The organism is Bacillus sp. DE0042 (assembly GCF_007680225.1).
Taxonomy (GTDB): domain Bacteria; phylum Bacillota; class Bacilli; order Bacillales; family Bacillaceae_G; genus Bacillus_A; species Bacillus_A wiedmannii.
In genome coordinates this window covers 883,738-907,967 of record NZ_VEJP01000001.1, presented here as the reverse complement: position 1 = coordinate 907,967, position 24,230 = coordinate 883,738, and the positions used below count along the sequence as shown (strand labels likewise).

The following is a 24,230-nucleotide window of genomic DNA, read 5'->3' as shown; positions in this document are numbered from 1 at the left end:
TAAAGTTCACATGAAGTTCACGCGGAATTCACTTCATTCGTTTAAAATGAACTCTGTGTGAAAAATAAAACTCTTGTTAAAAAATGGAACTTAATGAATATTTTACTTTGATAATATTGTAATGTATTAAGTTTATAAGTTTTTTTAAGAGGATAGTAGGGAAAGGAAGTAAAGACAACTTATGAAAAAAGTAATTGCAGGTTTAGCAGCAGCTTCTGTAGTGGGTGTTGCAGTTCCAGGTATGGATTCTGCTCAGGCACAAGTTTCAAATGAGGCGCTAAAAGAAATTAATGGACAAACTCAAACTCAAACTCAAACGACTGTAACTGAAACAAAAAAGGTAGAAACAACTTCTGAATTAAAATACACGGTAACAGCTGATGTATTAAATGTACGTTCAGGTGCTGGTACAGGACATAACGTTATTTCTAAAGTGAAATCAGGTCAAGTACTACAAGTAATTGGACAAGAAAACGGTTGGTTCAAAGTAACTGTAAACGGTCAAACTGGTTATGTAAGTGGTGACTTCGTAACGACTGGTGGTAAAACAGGAACTACTGTTCAACAAGGAACTGGTACTTACACAGTAAACGTTTCTTCACTTAACGTACGTACAGGCCCAAGTACATCTCATACAGTATTAGGCTCTGTAAATAAAGGTAAAACAGTACAAGTTGTAGGTGAAGTACAAGATTGGTTTAAAATCAACTTCAATGGTGGAACTGGATACGTAAGCAAAGACTTCGTAACAAAAGGTGGTTCTGCTGTATCTAACGAAACTAAACAACCAACTACAAACAACAATACTACTACAGTTCAAACTGGTGGTTCTTATGTTGTTAACACTGGTGCTTTAAAAGTACGTACAGGCCCAGCTACATACAACGCTGTAATCGGTGGCGTAACAAACGGTACAGTATTAAACGTTACTGGTGCTGAAAATGGTTGGTACAAAATTAACCATAACGGCCGTACAGGTTACGTAAGCGCAGACTTCGTTAAGTTTGTAAAAGGCGGAGTAAACAACGTTACGAATAACAATAACAATAACGTTACAAATAACGTTCAACAACCAGGTAAAGACGTACAAAAACCAACAACAGGTGGAGATACATCTTCAATCGCTGGATTCGCTAGATCTTTAAATGGTTCACCATACAGAACTGCTGGTACAACACCTGCTGGTTTTGACTGCAGTGGATTCATTCACTACGTATTAAATCAAACTGGTCATAAAGGCGCTCGTCAAACAGTTGCTGGATACTGGAGCTCTAAAACAAAAACTAGCAATCCACAACCAGGTGATTTAGTATACTTCCAAAATACTTATAAATCAGGTCCTTCTCACATGGGCGTTTACTTAGGAAACGGTCAGTTCATTAGTGCAGAAACTGATGCAACTGGTGTACGAATTAGTTCTGTAAGTAACTCTTACTGGAGCAAGCACATGTTAGGTTACACAAAAGCATACTAAGAAAAAGTAGTTTATATACTTTTCGTATAGAGAAAAGGCTTTCCAGGGAAACTTGGGAAGCCTTTTTATAGTTGAATAAATTGGGAATGTAGTAGTTTTTACTGTAACTTCCCATTTAAAAATCGAGCATATAGGTCATGAAAGTAGTTCGGGCGAAATAAGTTTGCTGCATGTCCTGCAAGCGGTATTTCTTTATATAAAACGTTAGGAAGAATGGATTTCAAATCAAATAGACAAGATTTATAGAGATGATCATGTTCACCCATTACCCATAGAATAGGGTGGGGAAGTGATTTTAATTTAGATTTTAAATCGAATTCTAAACGATGCCGTAATGATTGGGCAATAATTGATGAATGTAATTGCAATCCGAAACGGTAATAAATATTTCTTGAAATGACTGCGAACGGATTTGCCTTTAATATGCCACTTGGAAAAATAGTATTTGCGTATTGAGAGAGCCATTTAGAGTAATCGTCTCCTCGCTTCTCCCAAAACTTTTGAAATACGTTATATAAAAGGGAAGGGTTATTATAATGTCCACCAATATGACAAATGCTCAAAACTTTTTCTGGGTGCATTTGTGCAAAAATTGTAGAGATATAACAGCCGTAGCTTAAAGCGCAAATATGGGCCTTTTTAATGCCTTCTTTTTCGTATAAATTCAATAATTGATCTACGAGACGCTGTAATGAAAATTCGATAGCTTCTCCTTTATCGTCGCCGTGACCTAATAAGTCATAAGTAATAATGTTGTAAGAGGCGGAAAATCGTTTATGCTCTTTTTTGAAGGCACGACGATTGCCAACTAATCCATGAATAAAAATGATTGTTTCTTTTTCGGAATGTATACTTGTTTGCAAAAAGGATACTCCTTTCAATAACGGGAGATTTATATAGTATCGTAAATTGGTTATTTATAATTCACATAGAATAATATTTAGTACTAGGTAATAATATCAGATGTTTATATCTGTTGTAAAGATGCGTTTTTATGTATATTTTGTAAAAATAGAAAAAGTGTGTTTACATTCAGTTTACATTCGTATTGTATTCTATTTTTAGAAAGAACAGTTTGGTTTAACACGAGGAGATGAACAGGAATGGAAGTTAGAAATGAGATGAAGAAAAAAGGGAGCTGGAGGCAGTTTTTACGCCTTATTCAAGATACAAATCCTCCGAAAGGGATTCTTGCTTTTGCATTATTAATGAGTTTGCTTTCTACGGGAGCGAGTTTATTTATTCCGATGTTAACGAAGGGGTTAGTAGATAATTTTTCACTTTCTTCAATTAGTACAGGGCAAATTGTTGGGCTAGTTGCATTCTTTATTATGCAAACTATAGCTGCAGGATTGTCTATATATTTATTAAATTATATTGGACAGAAGATTGTAGCTGGACTGAGAGAACGTTTGTGGAAAAAGGTGCTTATTTTACCGGTAACTTATTATGATCAAAATAGAACAGGCGATACAATTAGTCGTATGACAAATGATACAGGAGTTGTGAAAACGTTAATTTCTGAGCATTTGTCAAATTTATTAACAGGCGGTATTTCAATTGTTGGATCATTAATTGTATTATTTGTTTTAGATTGGAAAATGACACTTTTACTTTTAACGGTTATTCCATTATCAGTACTCATTTTAGTTCCGCTTGGACGAAAAATGTATAAGATTTCAAAAGCACTTCAAGATGAAACAGCATCTTTTACTAGTGTATTAACACAAGTGTTATCAGAAATTCGTTTAGTGAAATCTTCGAACACAGAAAAAAAGGAATATGAAACTGGAAATAAAGGTATTGAAAAGCTATTACAATTTGGTTTGAAAGAGGGAAAAGTGCAAGCGTTAATTTCACCAGTTATGTCGTTTGTTTTAATGGCATTGCTTGTTATTATCGTAGGGTATGGTGGAATGCGAGTTTCTAGCGGTGCATTAACAACAGGAGAACTAGTAGCGTTTATTTTATATTTAGTTCAAATTATAATGCCAATGAGTCAATTATCTATGTTCTTTACACAATTTCAAAAGGCGATTGGTGCAACGGAAAGAATTAATACGATTTTAGAATATGAAGTAGAAGATCATGAAACTGGTGTGAAGGTCACAAATGCTAAGCAGCCGATCGTTCTTGAAAATGTACATTTCGAGTATAACGAAGAAGAGCAAGTTTTAAAGAATATTGATTTCACAATTGAATCAGGAAAAGTAACAGCAATCGTAGGACCAAGTGGTAGCGGGAAAACGACGTTATTCTCACTATTAGAACGTTTTTACGAGCCAACTAGCGGTGCTATTAAATTAGGAAAAGACTCAATTACGAGTTATTCATTGCAATCATGGCGACGTCAAATTGGTTACGTTTCACAAGATAGTCCGTTAATCGATGGGACAATTCGTGATAATATTTGCTACGGTGTTGAGGGTGAAGTGACAGATGCAGAAATTGAAAAAGTAGCAGCGATGGCATATGTTGATGCATTTATTCATGATTTGCCAAACGGATACGCAACAGAAGTTGGAGAACGTGGTGTGAAGCTTTCAGGAGGGCAAAGACAACGAATTGCGATTGCTCGAGCGTTACTTCGAAATCCACAAATTCTTATGTTAGATGAAGCAACTTCAAGTCTAGATAGTAAATCAGAGTCTGTCGTTCAGAAAGCGTTAAATAACTTAATGAAAGGCAGAACAACATTAGTTATTGCACATAGACTTTCTACTGTTGTGGATGCAGATAAAATTATCTTTATAGAAAAAGGGAATCTTACAGGAAGTGGTACACATGATGAATTATTACAGACACATGATATGTATCGTGAATTTGCAACGCAACAATTGAAAATTAAAGAGGGCGTATTATAAAATGAATCATCAGTGGGGTTTTTACTCCACTAATGATTCATTTTTAAAAGTTTTATAAAGGATGCGAATTAGAAAGGAAATGGTTTCTTTGATACCTAACATTTTAATAGTAGACGATGATCCGCATATTAGAGAACTTGTTTCTGTATTTTTAGAACGAGAAGGTTTTCAAACATATGAGGCAATTGATGGACTAGATGCACTTCAGAAAATAGACGAAGTAAAAGTTGATATGGTTATTCTTGATATCATGATGCCAAATATGGATGGATTTGATGTATGTTTTGAATTAAGGAAGTACTATGATATTCCGATTTTGATGCTAACTGCTAAAGGGGAAACGTCTCAAAAAGTAAAAGGATTTCACCTTGGCACCGATGATTATCTTGTAAAACCATTTGATCCTATAGAACTAGTAGTGAGAGTTAAGGCGTTATTGAAACGTTACCAAATTACAGTGTCGCAATCGATTCAAATTGGGAATGTACTGTTAAATCGTAAAACATTTGAAGTTACAGCCGGAGAACAAACAGTCACATTACCGCTAAAAGAATTCGAATTGCTCTTTACTTTAGGTTCTAAAGCAGGAAGAACTTGTTCGAGAGAGCAGTTAATTGAAGATGTATGGGGATATGATTTTGAAGGGAATGAACGTACACTAGACGTTCATATTAATCGACTACGTGAGAAGTTTCAAGAAGAGAAGTCGAAGTTTAGTATTAAAACGATAAGAGGATTAGGGTATCGCTTAGAGGTAAGTAAATGAGGAAAAGAAAACGAATGAGTAAGTTGAAGATGTTGAAAGTAACGGGAGCGGTATTAGCGCTTTTTTCTTTTCTCACTATAATTTGGTCTATCGCATTTTATGTAGCAACTAGTATATTGAATGCTTTTGAAGTAAACGTATCGTCGTTTGTGGCCTTTCTAATTAGTGATATGGTCGGTTTTGTATTTATTGTTCTTATCTGGACATTGATTGGGATATTAATGAGACCAAAACGAGAGGCAATGATTTGGACTATTATTGAACCGATACAAAAAATTGCAAAAGGAGACTTCTCCGTAAAAATACGAAATGAAGAAAAGTATGATGGAGAAATTGGTGTACTCGTAAAAAGTATAAATGATATGACAGATGAACTGAATGCGATGGAGAAAATGCGCCAGGAATTTGTATCGAATGTTTCTCATGAAATACAGTCACCTTTAACTTCTATAAAAGGATTTGCTAGAGCACTACAAGATAACAATCTTTCGGAGGAAAAAAGAAAGCATTATCTTACCATTATTGAAACGGAAACGACGAGATTATCTAAACTAAGCCAAAATTTACTGAAACTAACTCTTTTAGAGTCAGAGGAGTATACACCAGAAAAAGCGACTTATCGATTAGATCAACAGTTAAAGCAAATTGTGTTAAATAGTGAACCGCTCTGGGCTGAAAAAGAAATTGAATTAGACCTTGATTTAGAAAAAGTGCATATAACTGCCGATCAAGAAAGTATGAGTCAAGTGTGGATTAATTTAATTCATAATAGTATTAAATTTACTCCAAGTCGTGGCACAATTACAATTCAGTTACAAGAACATGAGAAATTCGTAGAAATACGTATTCGTGACACTGGAATTGGTATATCTGAAAAACAGAAACAACATATTTTTGAGCGTTTTTATAAAGCGGACTCTTCACGAAATCGCACTTATGGAGGAAGTGGATTAGGTTTAGCTATCGTAAAAAAGGTACTCGACCTTCATCAAGGAAAAATAAAAGTCGAGAGTGAAGAGGGGAATGGGACAGAATTTATTGTTTGTATTCCAAATTCTGAAGAGAAATAGTGTTAGGAGGATATCTTCTAACACTATTTCTCTTTAAAAATACATTTTCCATTACTGCAACTATATTGATAAGCTTTTCCTTCGTTATTCATACGGTATGAATAATCTGATTTTTTATCTTTCTTAAAGTCAACATATGCTTCTGCACCGTTTTTATCATTATCGATATCAATGAATTGAACGTAGCGTATAGAATAATCTTTCTTTTCACTTAAACCTCTTTTTTGCAGGTTTGTATGAATACCGTCTACTAACTCGTCAAACAATGACCAGTTTAAATTAAGACTTTCAAATGACTCAGTATGTCTTCCTAAAATGCCGTTGTCTTGTATTATTTTCTTATTCTTATCGTATGTATAAGAGTATGTAAAATAAGGTTCGTCTTTATATACGACCTCTGCATAATAGCCGATATTATAAATGAGAGTATATTTTCCGGTTATGCTTTGTATTTCTTTTTGCTTATAGCCTTTTATAGTATAGAGGTAGTCGCTAGTATCTTTTTCTATTACTTTATAATGTAATGGATTACCAAATATAAAGTACATAGCCAAAAATATGATACATAGTCCGACTGCAGTTAGTGATAAGAACCATTTTTTTCTTTTCATACACATGCACTCTCCTATGCAGGATTTATTTTTATTTTACATGAATTATGGCAAAAACATGAGACTTATCAATAAAAACTTTCCATAGTTACCTATAAGTAACCTACGCACATGAAAGTGCATCATTGCCTTTTTACATAAACATAGATACAATTTTAATATAGTACATAACTGAGATGATTAAGGAGTGTTATACTTGGCAGAATTATTACAAGGCAAAAATGCTTTAATTACAGGAGCAGGTAGAGGGATTGGTCGTGCTGTAGCGATCGCATTAGCGAAAGAGGGCGTAAATGTCGGTCTTTTAGCTCGTTCAGAAGAAAACTTAAAAGCTGTAGCGAAAGAAGTAGAAGCAGAAGGCGTAAAAGCTGTTATTGCGACTGCTGATGTTTCTTCATATAAAGAAGTGACTACTGCAATTGAAACGTTAAAAAATGGTTTAGGATCTATTGATATTTTAATTAATAACGCTGGTATTTCTAAATTTGGTAAGTTTTTAGAATTAGACGTTGCTGATTGGGAAAAAATCATTCAAGTAAACTTAATGGGTGTATACTATGCAACTCGTGCAGCTTTACCAAGCATGATTGAACAACAATCTGGTGATATTATTAACATTTCATCTACAGCAGGACAAAAAGGTGCACCTGTAACAAGTGCATATAGCGCTTCTAAATTTGGTGTTCTTGGCTTAACAGAATCGTTAGCGATGGAAGTTCGCAAACATAACATTCGTGTAACAGCTCTAACTCCAAGTACAGTAGCAACTGATATGGCTGTAGATTTAGGATTAACTGACGGAAACCCAGATAAAGTAATGCAAGCAGAAGATATTGCAGAATTTATCGTAGCGCAGCTGAAATTAAATAAACGTACATTTATTAAATCAGCAGGACTTTGGTCTACTAATCCGTAAGGGATAAATTAAATAAAAATAAAGAAGGGATATCTATTCTGTAATGGAGGAGATGTCCCTTCTTTATTTTTGCATATGAGACAAAATTTTCGATATAATCGAAAGTGAATGGTAGAAAAGCATTGAGAAATTGAAGGGGATGGTATTTACATGAGTACGATTGAGAAATGGACGGCTGTTGATCAATATGTGAGTGATGTATTAATACCGAAAGATTCTACATTAGAAGAAGTTCTTCAAGCAAATGCTACAGCTAATTTGCCGGCACATGATGTATCGCCAACGCAAGGGAAGTTTTTGCAACTATTAGTACAAATTCAAGGAGCGCGTAACATTTTAGAAATTGGTACGCTAGGCGGATATAGCACGATATGGCTTGCGAGGGGATTGCCATCTGGGGGCCGAGTTGTTACATTGGAAGCAAATGAAAAACATGCAGAAATTGCACGTAACAATATTGAGCGTGCCGATTTGAATGATAAAATTGAAGTACGAGTAGGATTAGCTTTAGATTCTTTACGGCAAATCGAAAATGAGAATTATGAACCATTTGATTTTATTTTCATAGACGCTGATAAACAAAATAACCCTACCTATTTTGAATGGGCACTGAAACTATCACGCCCTGGTACTATAATTATTGGGGATAACGTAGTACGTGAAGGAGAAGTTATTGACAATACGAGTAAAGATCCTCGCGTACAAGGGATACGTCGCTTCTATGAATTAATAGCTGCAGAGCCACGTGTAAGTGCTACTGCGCTTCAAACTGTTGGAAGTAAAGGATACGATGGGTTTGTAATGGCAGTTGTAAAAGAGTGATACGGTTCGAAAGTCTATTACACTTATAGTAGAGTTTAGGGGAGTGAGAGATAATGAATGAAGCAGCGCAACAATACTGGACGGAGTATTGGAAAGGTGCTGAGATACCAAAATCGGTGAGTGCATGGAAATTTGGTGATACCCCAAATCGTCTTGCTAAGCAAGTAGTTGACGGAACGAAAACGGCAACTTGTTCTGCATATCTCTTCTATGAATTAAAGAATGTACCGTTACCAACTACAGAGGACTACTCTGTTATTTTGGATCACGATGAAAATCCGGTAGCAATTGTAAAAACAATTGAAGTAACAATAGTACCTATGAATGAAATTACAGAAGAGTTTGCAATTGCTGAAGGGGATGAAAGCTATAAAAATTGGAAGGAGATTCATGAAAGATATTTCAGAAGTAAATTGAATGAAGTGGGTCATGATTTTTCTGATGATATATTGCTTGTATGTGAACGATTTAGAAGAATAGATATAAAAAAATAGGAGGAGAGAAAATGAAAAAGAAATTTCAAAAATTATAACATGTATCGTGTACAACGCAGCTACCTCGTGGACCTCCAACATACTTGGAAATATAAGTTTATATAAAAATTGGAGGTTAGGAATAGATGAGAACTGAAAAAGAAATGTTAGACTTAATTATAAATACAGCAAAAGAGGATGAAAGAATCCGAGCAGTTATCATGAATGGATCACGTGTAAATTCAAATGTGAAGAGAGATTGTTTTCAAGACTACGATATTATGTATGTTGTAAATGATATACAATCTTTTACGTCTAATCATAATTTGATTCATAGATTTGGAGAAATAATGATTGTACAAATGCCAGAAGAAATGTCATTAATTCCAGCGGACGAAGACGGGAAATTTCCGTATTTAATGCAGTTTATGGATGGAAATCGAATTGATTTAACGCTCGTTCCATTTGATTTGATAAATAAGTTCGTTGGACAAGATAGTTTAAGTAAACTGCTTCTGGATAAAGATAATTGTATTGTTGAATTTCCACCAGCAAGCGATAAAGATTACTTAATAAAAAAGCCTACAGAAAAAGAATTTTTAGATTGCTGTAATGAATTTTGGTGGTGTAGTACGAATGTAGGGAAAGGACTATGGAGAGAAGAACTTTCTTATGCGAAAGGGATGCTTGATGGTCCAGTACGAGATATGTTCATCGTAATGCTAGAATGGCATATTGGTATGAAAACAGACTTTACAGGTAATGCAGGAAAGTTTGGGAAGCATTTCGAGCAATATATTGAAAAAGATATGTGGGAGCAATTTAAAAGAACTTTTTCTAATGCAGAATATGAAAACATATGGGAGTCATTCTTTATCATGGGTAATTTATTTAGGGAAGTAGCGAATGAAATTGCTAACACATATGGATATCAATACCCGCAAGGTGATGATGACAGAGTGACAAGCTATTTAAAACATGTGAAAGCTTTGCCGAAAGATAGTACATCGATTTATTAATAATAGTAAGCAATAAGACTGTCCTAATTACGGACAGTCTTATTTTTGTTCATGAATAGGAATTTCTCTAACAAAGTGCAGATGAATCACATATGAAATTTTAGGGAGGTTTTTATCATGTATTATTTTTATTCACCAGAAATATTTGCTCCATATGAATGGGGACTAGAACGAGATGTTTCGTACGCCTATATGCCATATCACTCATTTTATTATGGAGACTATATAAGCTCATTGCCATACGCATATATCCCTCAAAACTATGAAGTACAAATGAAAGCATATGAGCGTGGATCGTGGACACCATTTTCGTGGGTCGAAAAATATGCGTATGCATTTTCCGGACCGTACAATAAAGCGGAAGTCGCTCTTACATTTGATGATGGACCAGATTTAGAATTTACGCCAAAAATTTTGGATAAGTTAAAACAACATAATGTAAAAGCGACTTTCTTCTTGCTTGGTGAAAATGCGGAAAAGTTTCCGAATGTAGTAAAACGTATTGCGAATGAAGGGCATGTAATTGGTAATCATACGTATAGCCATCCGAATTTAGCGAAAGTAACTGATGCTGAGTACCGTAATCAAATTATAAAAACAGAAGAAATATTAAATCGTTTAGCTGGTTATGCACCGAAGTTTATACGTCCACCGTACGGTGAAATACTTGAAAATCAATTGAAATGGGCGACAGAGCAAAACTTTATGATTGTACAGTGGAGTGTTGATACGGTTGATTGGAAAGGAGTAAGCGCTGATACGATTACAAATAATGTGTTAGGGAATTCATTTCCTGGCAGTGTCATCCTTCAGCATTCAACCCCAGGTGGGCATTTACAAGGATCTGTAGAGGCGCTAGATAAATTTATTCCGCAGTTAAAAACGAAAGGGGCACGCTTTGTAACGCTGCCAAGTATGTTTCAAACATCGAAAGAGAGAAAATGAAGTGGAGTTTTAATCAGTCGGGTATTGTCAATCATCCATTATTAAGAATAGGACTCCCAAGTATTTTAAAATGGGAGTCCTATTTTGTTTATAAACTATTATTTTTTAGTAATTCTTTTCCTTGTTCTACAACGAATTCATAGTATGCAAGATCATATGGATAAATATCTTCAAATGTTATCGTTATCGGTTTATTGCTTAAAACAGAAATAGTTGTTAAAGATGCAATCTCTTTTTTTAATAGTTGTAAAAAAGAGGTTGCATGTACTTTCATCACATCATCTACTTCTTCACCTGGTGCAAATGGAAGTGGATTGATGACATTGTGAAAATACATATGACAAAATTCACGATCAGTAAGATCCGAAATTTCATAATCTATTTTAAAAATTCCTTTGTATGCTAAATCAGCCGTTTGAAAAGAGAGTCCCAATTCTTCTTCGATTTCACGAAGGCCACCGATGTCTACTTTTTCATCATGCATAATATGTCCAGCTGAAGTAATATCCCATATACATGGAGCTTCTTTTTTATTTTTAGAGCGTAATTGGAAATATAAGAACATATCTTCAGCATCTTTTTCTACAAACCAACAATGAAATGTTTCGTGCCAATCACCGTCACGATGCACTTCATCACGCAATTTCTTCCCAAGTGTATTTCTTTCAGGATCAAATATTGTTAACCACTCTGTCATTTTAATTCCCCTTTCTGCAAATTTTATTATACAATATCTGTATTGAATTTTGGGAAAATAAAGAAAAATGGAGTGGTTAATAGTGGGGATAGAGAGTAAAGAAATAAAATCGATTATTTCAACAGAGGAAGAATTACGGAAAATATTGGGGCAACCAAGTGAGCGAGCGTTAAAGAAAGTTATTTCATCATTAGACCACCATTGCGTAGATTTTCTGTCTAAATCTCCTTTTCTAGTATTATCTACTGCAAATAAATTAGGAGAGTGTGATGCTTCGCCGAGAGGAGACGCACCTGGATTTGTATTCGTATTAAATAATAATCAAATTATCATTCCAGAAAGACCAGGTAACCGTCGTATAGATTCCATTTTGAACATTATTTCAAATCCATACGTAGCATACGTAGGGTTACTCTTTTTTATTCCAGGCCTTGGGGAGACGCTTCGGATAAACGGCCGAGCGTATATTACAAACGACGAAGAGATATTGCAAGAAATGCAGGCGAATGGGCGCAATCCGTTACTTGGAATTGTCGTTGAAATAGAAGAGTGTTATATTCATTGTGCAAAAGCTTTTATCCGATCTAAGATGTGGGATCCAGAATCTTGGTTACATAAAAAAGAGTTACCTTCAGCAGCAAAAATGTTGCTGGAGCATGCGAAAGTAAATACTTCTGAAGAAGATGTTGCACGTTCTTTAGAAGAAAGTTATACGAAAAGATTGTATTGAAAAAACTTTATAGATATAGTTTTGTAAGGTGAATATGTACACATTTTAGAATGTGATATTTATATAAGAATCGTTGATTTACAAACTGGAGAAATAACAAAATAGGTAAATCAAGTGGTAGTTGCATAATGCTATTTTGAAATACAATAAAAAATGATTTTGAAAATAGTTAGTAAAAATAGGCTTGCTTTTTAAAAAGTTGATAACTATAATAAGTTAACAAATAGACATGAACGAAAAGTAACGATAAGGATATGAAATCATTTTTACGGTTTACAGAGAGGGAAGCCAAGGGTGTGAGCTTCCTAACACGAGAAATGATTTTACCACCTTTGAACTTCAATAGTGAACGAGTAATCTAGTAATTATTGACGGAATCAGCCGTTATCTGAACTTGAGCAATCTAGAAGGAAATAAGTCTGGATTGGAACAAGGGTGGAACCACGAAAACACATTCGTCCCTTTCCTAGGGATGAGTGTGTTTTTTTATGGAATTAGAGATTGAAAATTAAAAATAATTAAAAAATAGTATTGATTTTGTTGTTTATGCGAGTATAATGAATTAACAAATAAACATGAGCGAAAAAGTAACGATAAGGACACGGAATCATTTTTACGGTTTACAGAGAGGGAAGCCAAGGGTGTGAGCTTCCTAACACGAGAAATGATTTTACCACCTTTGAACTTCAATAGTGAACGAGTAATCTAGTAATTATTGACGGAATCAGCCGTTATCTGAACTTGAGCAATCTAGAAGGAAATAAGTCTAGATTGGAACAAGGGTGGAACCACGAAAACACATTCGTCCCTTTCCTAGGGATGAGTGTGTTTTTTTATTACTTTGAAAGGAGGTGCTGTAACATGAAACGATTTGTACGTACGGAAATAACCACCACCTGCATGATTAAAAAGCAGAGCAAGGTGATTGATAGAGATAAAAAATAAAATTGTAGGAGGAGATTAGAAAATGAATAACGTTATTAATGTTGGGGTGTTAGGCTTAGGTACGGTCGGAAGTGGTGTTGTCCATATTTTGAAAGAACATTATAAAAAAATTGCACTTGATACAGGGTATGAAGTGAAGGTAAAGACAGTCGTTGTACGTGACTTAGAAAAAGAACGTGATGTTTGCATTGATGGGATCGTAGTAACAAGTCATGTCGATGAAGTTCTAAATGATCCAAATATTGATATTGTAGTAGAGGTAATGGGCGGAATTGAAGAAGCAAAGCAACATATTGTTAAGGCTTTACGAAATAAAAAACATGTCGTAACAGCAAATAAAGATTTAATGGCTGTATACGGTGCAGAGCTTCTCCAACTGGCGAACGATAATGATTGTGATCTATGTTATGAAGCAAGTGTAGCGGGCGGTATTCCGGTGTTAAGGGGATTAACAGATGGATTAGCTTCAGATCAAATTGAAAAAATAATGGGGATTGTAAATGGTACAACAAATTACATGTTAACAAAGATGAGTCAAAAGGGATGGTCGTATGAAGAGGCTTTACAAGAAGCCCAAAAATTAGGTTTTGCAGAATCGGATCCAACAGCGGATGTAGATGGGCTAGATGCGGCGAGAAAGGTAGCCATTCTTGCAAACTTAGGTTTTTCGATGAATGTTTCTTTAGATGATGTACAAGTAAGAGGGATTCGAAAGGTCGAAAAAGAAGATTTACAAATGGCAGAAAAGTTAGGATTTACTATGAAATTAATTGGTAAAGCAGAGAAACAAGGGTCAGCCATTCATTTAAGTGTAGAACCGACTCTTTTACCAAGTCATCATCCATTATCGAATGTAAATAATGAATTTAATGCAGTATATGTTCACGGTCAAGCAGTAGGGGAAGTAATGTTTTACGGACCTGGAGCTGGGAAGTTACCGACAGGTTCTGCTGTAGTAAGTGATATTATTTCAATCGTTAAAAATATGAATCAAGTCCCGAAAAATAAAAGTGCGTTAAAAGAACCAGAGCCATATGAATTACAAGGAGATGAAGAAGTCGTTTCGAAATATTTCTTACGTATTTCATTACGAGATGAACCTGGGATGTTACAAGAAATAACAGAATGTTTCGTTAATTGTTCTGTAAGTTTAAAAGAAGTTATTCAATTACCTTTAAATCGTGAACTTGCAGAAGTCGTTGTTGTGACACATCAAACTTCAAAGTATCAATTCGAACGAGTACTAGGAGTGATAGAAAATGTCGCAAGTGAAATAAACAGTTATTACATTATTGAGGAGGAAAAACAATATGTATAAAGGATTATTAAAACAGTATGCTTCTTATTTACCGGTGAATGGAAATACACCTGATGTGAGCTTAATGGAAGGAAATACACCGCTTATTCCGTTATTAAATATATCAAAACAATTAGGAATTCAGTTATACGGTAAGTATGAAGGAGCGAATCCGACAGGTTCTTTTAAAGATCGTGGTATGGTAATGGCTGTTGCGAAGGCGAAAGAAGAAGGTTCGGAGGCAATTATTTGTGCATCAACAGGTAATACCTCGGCATCGGCCGCAGCATACGCGGCACGCCTTGGAATGAAATGTATAATCGTAATCCCTGAAGGAAAGATTGCACATGGAAAATTAGCGCAAGCAGTCGCCTATGGAGCTGAAATCATTTCAATAGAAGGAAATTTTGATGATGCACTTAAGGCTGTAAGAAATATTGCTGCGGAAGAGCCGATTACATTAGTAAACTCAGTGAATCCTTATCGAATTGAAGGGCAAAAGACAGCAGCATTTGAAATTTGTGACCAGTTGCAAAGTGCACCAGATGTTTTAGCGATTCCTGTTGGGAATGCCGGAAATATTACAGCATACTGGAAAGGTTTCTGTGAATATGAGAAAGAAAAAGGCTATAAGAAGCCAAGAATTCACGGATTTGAAGCAGAAGGAGCAGCAGCAATTGTAAAAGGACATGTCATTGAAGAACCTGAAACAATTGCAACAGCGATTCGTATCGGTAACCCCGCAAGTTGGTCATATGCAGTAGAGGCTGCTGAACAGTCTCACGGTGAAATAGATATGGTATCAGATGAAGAAATTTTACATGCGTATAGATTATTAGCAAAAACGGAAGGGGTTTTCGCTGAGCCAGGATCAAATGCTTCATTAGCAGGTGTAATTAAACATGTTCAATCTGGAAAAATCAAAAAAGGAGAGACAGTTGTTGCAGTTTTAACTGGAAACGGCTTGAAAGATCCTGATATCGCAATTTCTTCTAATACATTAGACATTGCAAGTGTTTCAAATAATATAGAACAAATTAAAGAACATATTAAAGGGGTGATTATGTCGTGATACCATTAAGTATTCGTGTTCCTGCTAGTACAGCGAATGTTGGACCTGGATTTGATTCAGTAGGAATAGCTTTGTCATTATATTTAGATGTGGTGGTAAAAGAAAAAGCTGATAGATGGCAAGTAATCCATTCCTTTGAAGAATCAATTCCGACAGATGATAAAAATTTAATCGTTAGCACGGCATGTAAAGTATGTCCTTCTTTATCACCTCATATAATAGAAGTTACTAGTAATATCCCGCTTACAAGAGGACTAGGAAGTAGTGCATCAGCAATTGTAGCAGGGATAGAGCTTGCGAATCAACTTGGCAATTTAAACTTAACGACTGATCAAAAAGTTCAAATTGCAACAAATTTTGAAGGGCATCCAGATAATGTTGCGGCTTCTATATTAGGAGGAACTGTAATCGGAGCACTTGATGGAAAGAATGTTTCGGTTGTAAGAATTGAAAGTAAGGAATTAGGTGTAATTTCTCTTATTCCAAATGAAGAGTTAAATACAGAGGAAAGCCGATCTGTATTACCAGATGTGTTTCCGTTTCATGAAGCAGTTAAGGCTAGTGCAATCAGCAACGTATTAGTAGCTGCGTTTTGTCAAAAGAAGTGGGAAGTTGTAGGTGAAATGATGGAAAGAGATCATTTTCACGAGCCGTATCGTTTAGAACTCGTACCGCTATTACCCTCAATTCGTAAATGTGCAAAAGAGTTTGGATCATACGGCACAGCGCTTAGTGGTGCAGGTCCATCCATTTTTATATTAACGCCATATGATAAGCGTCAAGAAATTGCTGAGCAATTAGCGAGAGTATTTACGTCTATGAAAGTGTGTGAGCTAGAAATCGATCATAGAGGAATTACTGTAAATAAAGAAGAACATATAGAACTATAAAAAAGCTAGCATTGCTAGCTTTTTTTGTTGTAAATATCTTTTCAGTTTTCATATAAAAGAAAAGTAATAATGTATAATTTAGTAAAGCGTGTATTCATTTGGAGGCGATCGTATGAAAAAAGAGTCACCAGAAGAAAACAGAGAACGTATAAGGCAAAGTGAATTGAAAAATAATCCTACCGGTTCTTTACATGATGGATTCAACAGAGCTGAATCAGGTAGTCCAGTTGATATGACGGGTGGTATGAATTGGAAAGGTACAGCGCTAGTAATTTTAGTGCTAGTTTTAGGGTGTATTATATACACTTATTTTTTTAGTTAAAAAATAAGTGTTAAAGCTTCGAATTATTTGCTTTTATATTTAGTGGGGATGAAAAAACACTATTGTACTACATATACTTTAAGCAGATTATAGTTGTTCATACACACTTATTTATAATACTCAAAATAGAGCTAGCGTTATGCTAGTTCTATTTTTTTGCCACATTCCTGTAACAAAGCCCCTGTATATTCAGTGGTGGAGGTGCAGAAGATGAAAAAAATGATAGCAATATGTCTTCTTACAACGATGTCATTTTCGACTTTAGTCGGGTGTGATGTAAAAGGTAACAAGGCTGTACAAGAGTCTAAAGTAAAGAAAGCGACGTATAAAGAGTTCACTTACGATGTAAATCCAGAGACTTTCACGTTAACTGTAGAACATGATGGTGTAAAGGAACAGGCATCACAGCCGTTACCGAAAATGAAGGTGTCGAATGTAAAAAAAGACAAGGATCGCACATCTTGGGAATACCCAGATCAAAAAGTAAAAGTGAATCTAGAAAAGAAAAAAGATCACTTAAATATTGAAGTGGAATCGACTGGTGCAGAAAGTTTTACATGGCCGAAAGTACAAGCTGAAAATTATACACTTCCGTTATGGGAAGGAAAACAAATTCCGAGTAATGATGAAAATTGGAAGAAGTTTTTAAAGGATGATGCATATTCATTTGCTGAATCATTTTCTATGAAGTTTTTTGCGTTAAATGGTTCGAAATATTCCATTGTATATATTGCGAACAATATGTTTAATAATGAATTGAAATTTCATTCGGATCCGAAAATAGGATTTGATTTTATACATGAATTCCCGCGTATAAATAAAAATAAAACATATGGATTTCAATTATATGTGACAAATAATGATGCAGTCAGTATTGCTAAACTGTATAAGGATAATATTGCTCGAAAAGGTGAATTTAAAACATTACAAGAAAAGGCTAGAAAAAATAAAGAGATTGAAAAACTTTATGGTGCGGCTCATTTTTATTTTTGGAATCAAAATGGTTTGTCTGACAGTAACATAAATTGGCCTAAAATAAGAGAGCAAATAAATAGTCCTGTGTTTAGTCATATAAAAGGGCTTATTCAAAAGAATAGTTCGGAGCCTGGAGAACTGAGTGTGTTTGAGCAAGTAAGTAAACAAGATTTCATTGATAAGTATCAAAAAAATGTTATTTTGCGTTATGTAAATGAAGTATTATCAATGAAGGAATTGTATAAAAAGGATATTTTCCAAAATGTTGATCAGAACGCTAGTGAGTTATTAAACAAAGGGGTAGATCACTTATCGAAGATGGAGTTATATAACTTAAATAAGCATGTATTAAAGTCGGCGCTCGGTGATGCGGTTGAAGAAGTAAGTAAATGGGGTAAAGCAGATGGAACGGATATTATAAAGGAAATGAAAGCGGCAGGAATAGACAATGCATGGATTGGGCTACCGAATTGGGAACAAGGGTATATGCAGCCTGATTTCGTGACAGAAGCTAAGAAAATAGGATATTTAGTTGGTCCGTATGATTCTTATCATTCTATTCACGAAAAAGTAGATAAAAATTGGAATACAGCTTCTTTTCAGGATCCATCGCTATATGAAGAGGCAACTGTGACGAAGAAAAATGGAGAAAAAGTGCAAGGATTTTTAGGTAGAGGACGAAAGTTAAATCCAACTTTATCTCTTCCTAGTGTAAAAGAGCGAATGAACGATATATTACAAAATGGACCTAAATATAATTCATGGTTTATTGATTGTGATGCAACAGGTGAAATTTATGATGATTATTCGGCAAAACATATAACGACACAAGAACAAGATTTAAAAGCAAGATTGCAACGAATGGATTATATTGCGCAAGAAAAGGGTATGGTAGTTGGCTCAGAAGGCGGAAATGACTTTGCAAGTAGCACGATTGCATTTGCTCACGGTATTGAAACACCGGTTATTAAATGGGACGATGAAGATATGAGGAAAAATAAAACAAGTCCGTATTATGTAGGCGGATATTGGTCACCGAATCAAAATGTTCCAGAAAAATATGCAAAACAAGTACCGTTAAAAGAAGAATATAAACAAGTATATTTAAACCCTGTATATTCAGTACCATTATATAAATTAGTATACAATGATTCTGTAATTACAACGCACCACTGGGAATGGGGAAGTTTGAAAGTAAAAGATGAGGTAGGAAACCGTATGCTATACGAATTATTGTATAATGTTCCTCCGTTGTACCATTTAGATGAAGTAGAGTGGAATAAGCATAAACAAGAAATTACGCAGCATCTGAAAGTTTGGAATGAAGTTCATGAAAAGGCAGTAAAAGAAGAAATGACGAACTTTGCATATTTGTCAGAAGATAAATTAGTTCAATCTGCTTCTTATGGAAAAGATATTAAAATTATTGTGAATTTCTCGAATGAAGAGATAGAAATAGAAAAGACGAAACTAAAAGCAAAATCCGCTTTCATTAATAATCATGGGAAGAAAACAATGTATACACCGCTTGAGGGATAAAATGAAATGTATTGTTGCATTACTGATTTTTTAGGTGAAAATTGAAGGATTCGAAACGGATAAATTTATAAATCTGTAATTTCGGATGTTGCGAAGTGTTAAATATTTGAAGTTGGAAAATAGTGACTTGCCAAAAATAAGCACGAGAGTATAATGTGAAATGGAATACATATTGGATTCATCATGTAACCTTACAAAAATGTAAGGTGTTTGAAAGGAAATTCAATATGAAGAATACTAGACATACATTATACTAGGGAAAGAGAAAGAGAGGCGAATGAAGATGAGCTCTGAATTAGAACAAAATACGAGAAGCAATAAAAAACGTTCTAAAAGAAGGTCAATAAAATGGTTCATTTTAATTCCATTTTTCCTACTTATTTTTGGAGGAGTAGGATATGGATCATTAATATATAATAAAGCAAAAGCTGTTGTAAGTGATGCGTATGCACAAATTGATAAATCATCAAAACGTGATAAAGAAGTTGAGCCTTTAAAGGATAACATCTCTATTTTAATTATGGGTGTAGATGGTAGTGAAATGCGAAAAAGTCAATATGGTGAAGCTGTTCGCACAGATGCACTTTTATTAGCAACAATTAATAAAGATGATAAATCAGTTAAATTAGTAAGTATTCCGCGTGATTCACGTGTATATATTCCATCTAGAAAGAAATTAGATAAAATTACACACGCACACGTATTTGGTGGTGTTGAAAGTACACGAGATACAGTGGAAAGATTTTTAAATGTTCCTGTTGATTATTATGTGAAGTTTAACTTTGAATCATTCGTACAAATTGTCGATTCACTTGGTGGTATTGATATTGATGTACCTGTTACTTTCACAGAGCAAGATAGTAAAGACCAAGCGGGTATGATTCATTTAGAAAAAGGCTTCCAACATTTAAATGGAGAACAAGCACTTGCACTTGCAAGAACGCGTAAAATTGATAGTGACGCAATGCGTGGACAAAGACAACAACTTGTAATAGAAGCAATTGCAAAAAAAGCGATGTCTGTGCAATCAATTAGCAAAATGGGTTCTTTACTTGAGGCGGTTGATAAAAATATGAAAACGAACTTAACTTTCGATGATATGCTTGCGATTACAAAAAATATGGCAGGATCTAATTTAGAAATGGAAAAAATGCAAATAGAAGGTACGGATAAACGTATCGGAGGTATTTATTATTACATTCCAAACGAAAAAAATGTAAAAGATATTTCAAAAAAATTAAATGAGCATTTAGGTGTAACACCAAAACCAGTTCGAAATGAATAATAAAAAAAGATTGGCCTTTGCCAATCTTTTTTTGTCGGAATGGATTTGTAACTTTTCTGTAACGATTTTTTATTTTAGAAAAATTATACTCATATGTATGAGAATATTGGAGAAGCAAAAAGTAAAGAAAAATAATGAAAATCTGTAATAAGGAAAGATATCATATGCAGAAATGGATAGGCATTATGGGAATCATTTTTATGTTGACTGGATGTAAAATGTCTGAAGCTCCAACAAGTTTAATGGGTGCTCCTGCCAATGAAAAATGGATTAATGAACTAAAAGAGCAAATAGATAAAGATTTGCCTGTTAATTATCGATTGCTTACTCCAATGTCTAATAAAGATAAACAGATGATTTGGTCAATGGATTTTAAACAAGATAATAAGAAAGAAGCCATCTTATTTTATAAATTACCGAATGAAGATCATAGCGTATATTTAGCTGTCTATGAAGAAGTTGGAAATGGATGGAAAGTAAAGTCCACGCATAGATTTGATGGTGGAGATGTAGATATCGTTGAAGTCGGTGATTTTACAGGGAACGGGAAGCGAGAGTTATTAATCGGAATTTCTGTAAATCGTGAATCGTTAGAACATGTTATGTATGTTTTTTCGGAAGAAAATGAAGATATGAAGGAAATATATAATCGAAGTTATACGAAGTTATTCATAGAGGATCTAAATAAAAATGGACTGAAAGATATAAGCCTTGTTACGTATGAAAAAGATGAGAAGTTGACAGTTGAGTTTATGGAACAATTTAAAACTTTATCTGAGGCATCATTCGATCCATTTATAAATAGCATTCAAAGAATACAAATGGGCCGTGTTTCTAAATCACTAAAGGCGGTTGTAATTGATGCAGGAGTTGGCGCTCATTCAGGGATAACGTATGTAGCAAAATTTGATAAGGGTCATTATGAGGTATTACCTATAGATGGGAAAGAAGATTTGTTCAATGAATATGTTGTAGAAAGTAAAGATGTTAATGAAGACGGCATTATTGAATTTGTTCGTACAGTGCGTCCACAAGGTTGGGAAGATAAATCACATGGTGATAGTCCGCTTTTCGAACGCTACATACAGTGGAGTGAATCTGGAATTAAACCAATTGAAGAAAGATATATCGATATAGAAAAAGGATATTATGTGAAAATTCCTGAAGAATTAATTGGAAAAATTACGATACCAGATGAGCGAAAGGAATCAAATTCTCAAAAGTTTTTGGAGACAAGTACAAAAGAATTATGGCTTGAAGTCCATATATTTAAGCGGAAAGAATGGTTCAAAATAAAAGGATACGAAGCAGCAGTTAAAACAGCTTCTCACGTATATGCTGTACCGAAACAATCACATTTTGAAAAAGTGAAAGCATATGTAAAACCGCTAGCGGATTATCAACAAGAGTAGGGAGGTGGAAATTATGCCAACAATTTTAGTTTTAGAAGATGAAATGCCTATTCGTAGTTTTATCGTCTTAAATTTGAAACGTGCTGGATTTTATGTGTTAGAAGCTAGTACGGGAGAAGAGGCGTTACAGATTTTATGTGAACATACTGTTGATGTAGCATTGCTTGATGTAATGTTACCAGGAATTGATGGTTTTCAAGTTTGTAAATCCATCCGGGAAGAAAATAAAAAAATAGGTATTATTATGTTAACCGCACGCGTACAAAATGAAGATAAAGTACAAGGACTAGGAATTGGTGCAGATGATTATATCGCAAAACCGTTTAGTCCAGTGGAATTAATTGCACGTATACAATCGTTACTAAGAAGAATAGAAGTACATGATGAAAAAGCGAATATGATCATATCTGGCCCGTTTTCGTTAAATGTTATAGAAGAAAGATTATATAAAAGTGGACAATTAGTTGATTTAACCCCTACAGAGTATATGATATTACAGTATTTGATGAATCAGGCTTCAAAGCCGGTTTCACGTGATGAAATTTTAAATATGATTTGGGGAACGAATTATGTAGGTGAGACGAAAGTAGTAGATGTAAATATGAGGCGGTTACGCCAAAAGATAGAATGTAATCCATCAGAACCTGAATTTATTCTTACTGTGTGGGGAAAAGGATATGTGTGGAAGGAAAGTATAAGATGAAAAGAAAAGTGACTTTATATTTTATGACGGTCATTATACTTATGCTCGTATTATTTGAAGTCGTATTTTCAGTCTCCATTTATCGATATTATTATAATGGTATTGTGCAATATATAGAATCTCATGCGAAGACAAGTACGCGATTTTTCTCTGAATACAATTCCCTATACTTTATTCGTTTGCAAGAATACAGCGGGGATATAATTGAGAGCTTTCAGTTAGAAGGAACCGAATTACAATTAATTGATCGACATGGTACGATTATACAGTCGTCAAGTGGACAAAAGGTAGAAGGTAAAGTAGTTATTCCGTATTCTTTACTAGAAGGAGAAATGTATCATCAAGTGACTGCTACGAAAGACAATGTGAAACAATTGGAAGTGATTAGTCCACTTATTCATCAAGGACAAACGATCGGTGTTTTGAAATATACAACTGTTTTAACGAATGTAAATGCAAAGATTATTGAAATTATTATGTTTACTATTTCAGTTGGAATTGTCATTTCTGGTATCGTATTCTTAATCAGTAGACGATTAGCGAATTCGTTTGTTAAACCTATCGAATCTATTATTCATGCTTCTTCACAAATTGCAGAAGGTACATTAAAGAAGAAAATTAAAGAGGATTATCCAGGTGAATTAGGTGAGTTAGCATATAGTTTAAATCATATGTCTAATAAAATAGAAAAAGCGGAACAGATGAAAAATGAATTCATTGCTTCTATTTCTCATGAAATACGAACGCCTTTAACTGGAATTAAAGGTTGGAGTGAGACGTTAAAAACGGTAGATCATTTAACAGAAGAAGAGATAAAGCAAGGCATGGGAATTATTTCAGGTGAGACAGACCGATTGATTCATTTAGTAGAAGAATTGCTAGATTTTTCAAGATTACAATCAAATCATTTTAATTTATATAAACAAAATGTGCAAATGTACGATATACTAGAGGAGACGATTTGGCAATTAACTCCTAACGCTGAAGAGAAACAAATTCAATTTATTAATACGATAGAAAGAATTGAATTGATGGGAGATCGAAATAGGCTAAAGCAAATTTTCTTGAATATCGTTCAAAATGCTATTAAATATTCACATGAAAAAGGTACAATTCATATTGAAGCGACTAAAAATGAAGGACAAGCAGTGATAAAGGTGAAAGACGAAGGGATTGGAATTGCTAAAGAGCATTTACCATATATAGAACAGTCATTTTACCAGATTAATAACAATGCTACAGGTGCAGGTCTCGGTTTAGCCATCGTTAAAAAAATGGTAGAGCTTCATGGAGGCACACTTAATTTTATAAGTAAAGAAGGAATAGGAACAACCATTTTGATAAAACTCCCACTATAATACATATATAGGTCTGTTTATATAGTGTAATAAAATAAATAGATG

At 34.4% G+C, this 24,230-nt stretch carries 22 protein-coding genes and 2 other annotated features; of the genes, 19 read left to right on the top strand and 3 right to left on the bottom strand.

Translation table 11 applies throughout. The features are described from left to right. Positions 1 to 181: 181 nt before the first annotated feature. Positions 182 to 1,474 carry an enterotoxin EntFM gene (entFM, locus tag FS802_RS04385; protein ID WP_144524879.1) on the top strand — a complete coding sequence of 431 codons (1,293 nt, stop codon included), beginning with the start codon at positions 182 to 184 and terminating at the stop codon, positions 1,472 to 1,474. 98 nt (positions 1,475 to 1,572) lie between these two features. Here the strand turns inward: entFM and FS802_RS04380 are convergent, their stop codons facing one another. After that, a complete protein-coding gene (locus FS802_RS04380) occupies positions 1,573 to 2,337 on the bottom strand; it encodes an alpha/beta fold hydrolase (protein ID WP_001194960.1) in 765 nt (254 codons plus the stop codon). 240 nt (positions 2,338 to 2,577) lie between these two features. Between FS802_RS04380 and FS802_RS04375 the strand changes: the two genes are divergently transcribed. From FS802_RS04375 to hitS, 3 genes are all read left to right on the top strand, one after another. After that, complete coding sequence (locus tag FS802_RS04375; protein WP_064476346.1) at positions 2,578 to 4,338, top strand: ABC transporter ATP-binding protein; 1,761 nt, start codon at positions 2,578 to 2,580, stop codon at positions 4,336 to 4,338. 88 nt (positions 4,339 to 4,426) lie between these two features. Continuing rightward, positions 4,427 to 5,104: an envelope stress response regulator transcription factor HitR gene (gene hitR / locus FS802_RS04370; RefSeq protein WP_064476345.1), complete on the top strand. Its 678-nt coding sequence runs from the start codon at positions 4,427 to 4,429 to the stop codon at positions 5,102 to 5,104. Further along, on the top strand, positions 5,101 to 6,174 hold the full coding sequence (hitS, locus tag FS802_RS04365; RefSeq protein ID WP_098653788.1) for an envelope stress sensor histidine kinase HitS: 1,074 nt from the start codon (positions 5,101 to 5,103) through the stop codon (positions 6,172 to 6,174). The genes hitR and hitS overlap by 4 nt, the downstream gene beginning before the upstream one ends. Before the next feature lie 23 nt (positions 6,175 to 6,197). On the opposite strand, the gene FS802_RS04360 is transcribed toward hitS, so the two are convergent. Further along, a complete protein-coding gene (locus FS802_RS04360; RefSeq protein WP_098275056.1) occupies positions 6,198 to 6,791 on the bottom strand; it encodes a DUF3139 domain-containing protein in 594 nt (197 codons plus the stop codon). Positions 6,792 to 6,981: 190 nt separating this feature from the next. On the opposite strand from FS802_RS04360, the gene FS802_RS04355 reads away from it, so the two are divergent. The 5 genes from FS802_RS04355 to FS802_RS04335 all read left to right on the top strand — a co-directional run bounded on the left by FS802_RS04355 (position 6,982) and on the right by FS802_RS04335 (position 10,960). After that, positions 6,982 to 7,701 carry a 3-ketoacyl-ACP reductase gene (locus tag FS802_RS04355; RefSeq protein ID WP_000818989.1) on the top strand — a complete coding sequence of 240 codons (720 nt, stop codon included), beginning with the start codon at positions 6,982 to 6,984 and terminating at the stop codon, positions 7,699 to 7,701. 150 nt (positions 7,702 to 7,851) lie between these two features. Further along, positions 7,852 to 8,523: an O-methyltransferase gene (locus FS802_RS04350; RefSeq protein ID WP_098653787.1), complete on the top strand. Its 672-nt coding sequence runs from the start codon at positions 7,852 to 7,854 to the stop codon at positions 8,521 to 8,523. Between the two features lie 53 nt (positions 8,524 to 8,576). Continuing rightward, on the top strand, positions 8,577 to 9,017 hold the full coding sequence (locus tag FS802_RS04345) for an ASCH domain-containing protein (protein WP_098653786.1): 441 nt from the start codon (positions 8,577 to 8,579) through the stop codon (positions 9,015 to 9,017). A gap of 125 nt (positions 9,018 to 9,142) precedes the next feature. Further along, complete coding sequence (locus tag FS802_RS04340) at positions 9,143 to 10,015, top strand: aminoglycoside 6-adenylyltransferase (RefSeq protein WP_098653785.1); 873 nt, start codon at positions 9,143 to 9,145, stop codon at positions 10,013 to 10,015. Positions 10,016 to 10,132: 117 nt separating this feature from the next. Beyond that, complete coding sequence (locus tag FS802_RS04335) at positions 10,133 to 10,960, top strand: peptidoglycan-N-acetylglucosamine deacetylase (protein ID WP_098653784.1); 828 nt, start codon at positions 10,133 to 10,135, stop codon at positions 10,958 to 10,960. Positions 10,961 to 11,048: 88 nt separating this feature from the next. Here FS802_RS04335 and FS802_RS04330 read toward each other — a convergent pair whose 3' ends face one another. Further along, positions 11,049 to 11,657 carry an NUDIX hydrolase gene (locus FS802_RS04330; protein ID WP_098653783.1) on the bottom strand — a complete coding sequence of 203 codons (609 nt, stop codon included), beginning with the start codon at positions 11,655 to 11,657 and terminating at the stop codon, positions 11,049 to 11,051. A gap of 82 nt (positions 11,658 to 11,739) precedes the next feature. Between FS802_RS04330 and FS802_RS04325 the strand changes: the two genes are divergently transcribed. The 10 genes from FS802_RS04325 (at position 11,740) to FS802_RS04275 (ending at position 24,185) form a co-directional block, all read left to right on the top strand. Continuing rightward, positions 11,740 to 12,387: a pyridoxamine 5'-phosphate oxidase family protein gene (locus FS802_RS04325; RefSeq protein WP_144525005.1), complete on the top strand. Its 648-nt coding sequence runs from the start codon at positions 11,740 to 11,742 to the stop codon at positions 12,385 to 12,387. A gap of 234 nt (positions 12,388 to 12,621) precedes the next feature. Further along, positions 12,622 to 12,853 (top strand) — a binding site (T-box leader). Positions 12,854 to 12,968: 115 nt separating this feature from the next. Next, positions 12,969 to 13,200, top strand: a binding site (T-box leader). A 154-nt stretch (positions 13,201 to 13,354) separates the two neighbouring features. Continuing rightward, positions 13,355 to 14,650, top strand: coding sequence for a homoserine dehydrogenase (locus FS802_RS04320; protein WP_144524877.1), 1,296 nt, complete (start codon positions 13,355 to 13,357; stop codon positions 14,648 to 14,650). Beyond that, positions 14,643 to 15,701, top strand: a complete 1,059-nt coding sequence (gene thrC, locus FS802_RS04315; protein ID WP_098653781.1) for a threonine synthase — start codon at positions 14,643 to 14,645, stop codon at positions 15,699 to 15,701. Before FS802_RS04320 ends, thrC begins: the two co-directional genes overlap by 8 nt. Continuing rightward, positions 15,698 to 16,591: a homoserine kinase gene (gene thrB, locus FS802_RS04310; protein ID WP_098653780.1), complete on the top strand. Its 894-nt coding sequence runs from the start codon at positions 15,698 to 15,700 to the stop codon at positions 16,589 to 16,591. Before thrC ends, thrB begins: the two co-directional genes overlap by 4 nt. A gap of 112 nt (positions 16,592 to 16,703) precedes the next feature. After that, the gene (locus tag FS802_RS04305; protein WP_000712287.1) at positions 16,704 to 16,913 is read left to right on the top strand and encodes a DUF6366 family protein; all 210 of its coding nucleotides are present in this window, start codon (positions 16,704 to 16,706) and stop codon (positions 16,911 to 16,913) included. 210 nt (positions 16,914 to 17,123) lie between these two features. After that, the gene (locus FS802_RS04300) at positions 17,124 to 19,427 is read left to right on the top strand and encodes a glycoside hydrolase (RefSeq protein ID WP_098653779.1); all 2,304 of its coding nucleotides are present in this window, start codon (positions 17,124 to 17,126) and stop codon (positions 19,425 to 19,427) included. A 283-nt stretch (positions 19,428 to 19,710) separates the two neighbouring features. Beyond that, positions 19,711 to 20,712, top strand: a complete 1,002-nt coding sequence (locus FS802_RS04295; protein WP_098653778.1) for an LCP family protein — start codon at positions 19,711 to 19,713, stop codon at positions 20,710 to 20,712. Between the two features lie 164 nt (positions 20,713 to 20,876). Continuing rightward, entirely contained in the window at positions 20,877 to 22,124 is a 1,248-nt protein-coding gene (locus tag FS802_RS04285; RefSeq protein WP_098653777.1) for a hypothetical protein, read from the top strand. 13 nt (positions 22,125 to 22,137) lie between these two features. Beyond that, positions 22,138 to 22,827, top strand: coding sequence for a response regulator transcription factor (locus FS802_RS04280; RefSeq protein ID WP_001142159.1), 690 nt, complete (start codon positions 22,138 to 22,140; stop codon positions 22,825 to 22,827). Continuing rightward, complete coding sequence (locus tag FS802_RS04275; RefSeq protein WP_088058227.1) at positions 22,824 to 24,185, top strand: sensor histidine kinase; 1,362 nt, start codon at positions 22,824 to 22,826, stop codon at positions 24,183 to 24,185. Before FS802_RS04280 ends, FS802_RS04275 begins: the two co-directional genes overlap by 4 nt. Positions 24,186 to 24,230: the final 45 nt, after the last annotated feature.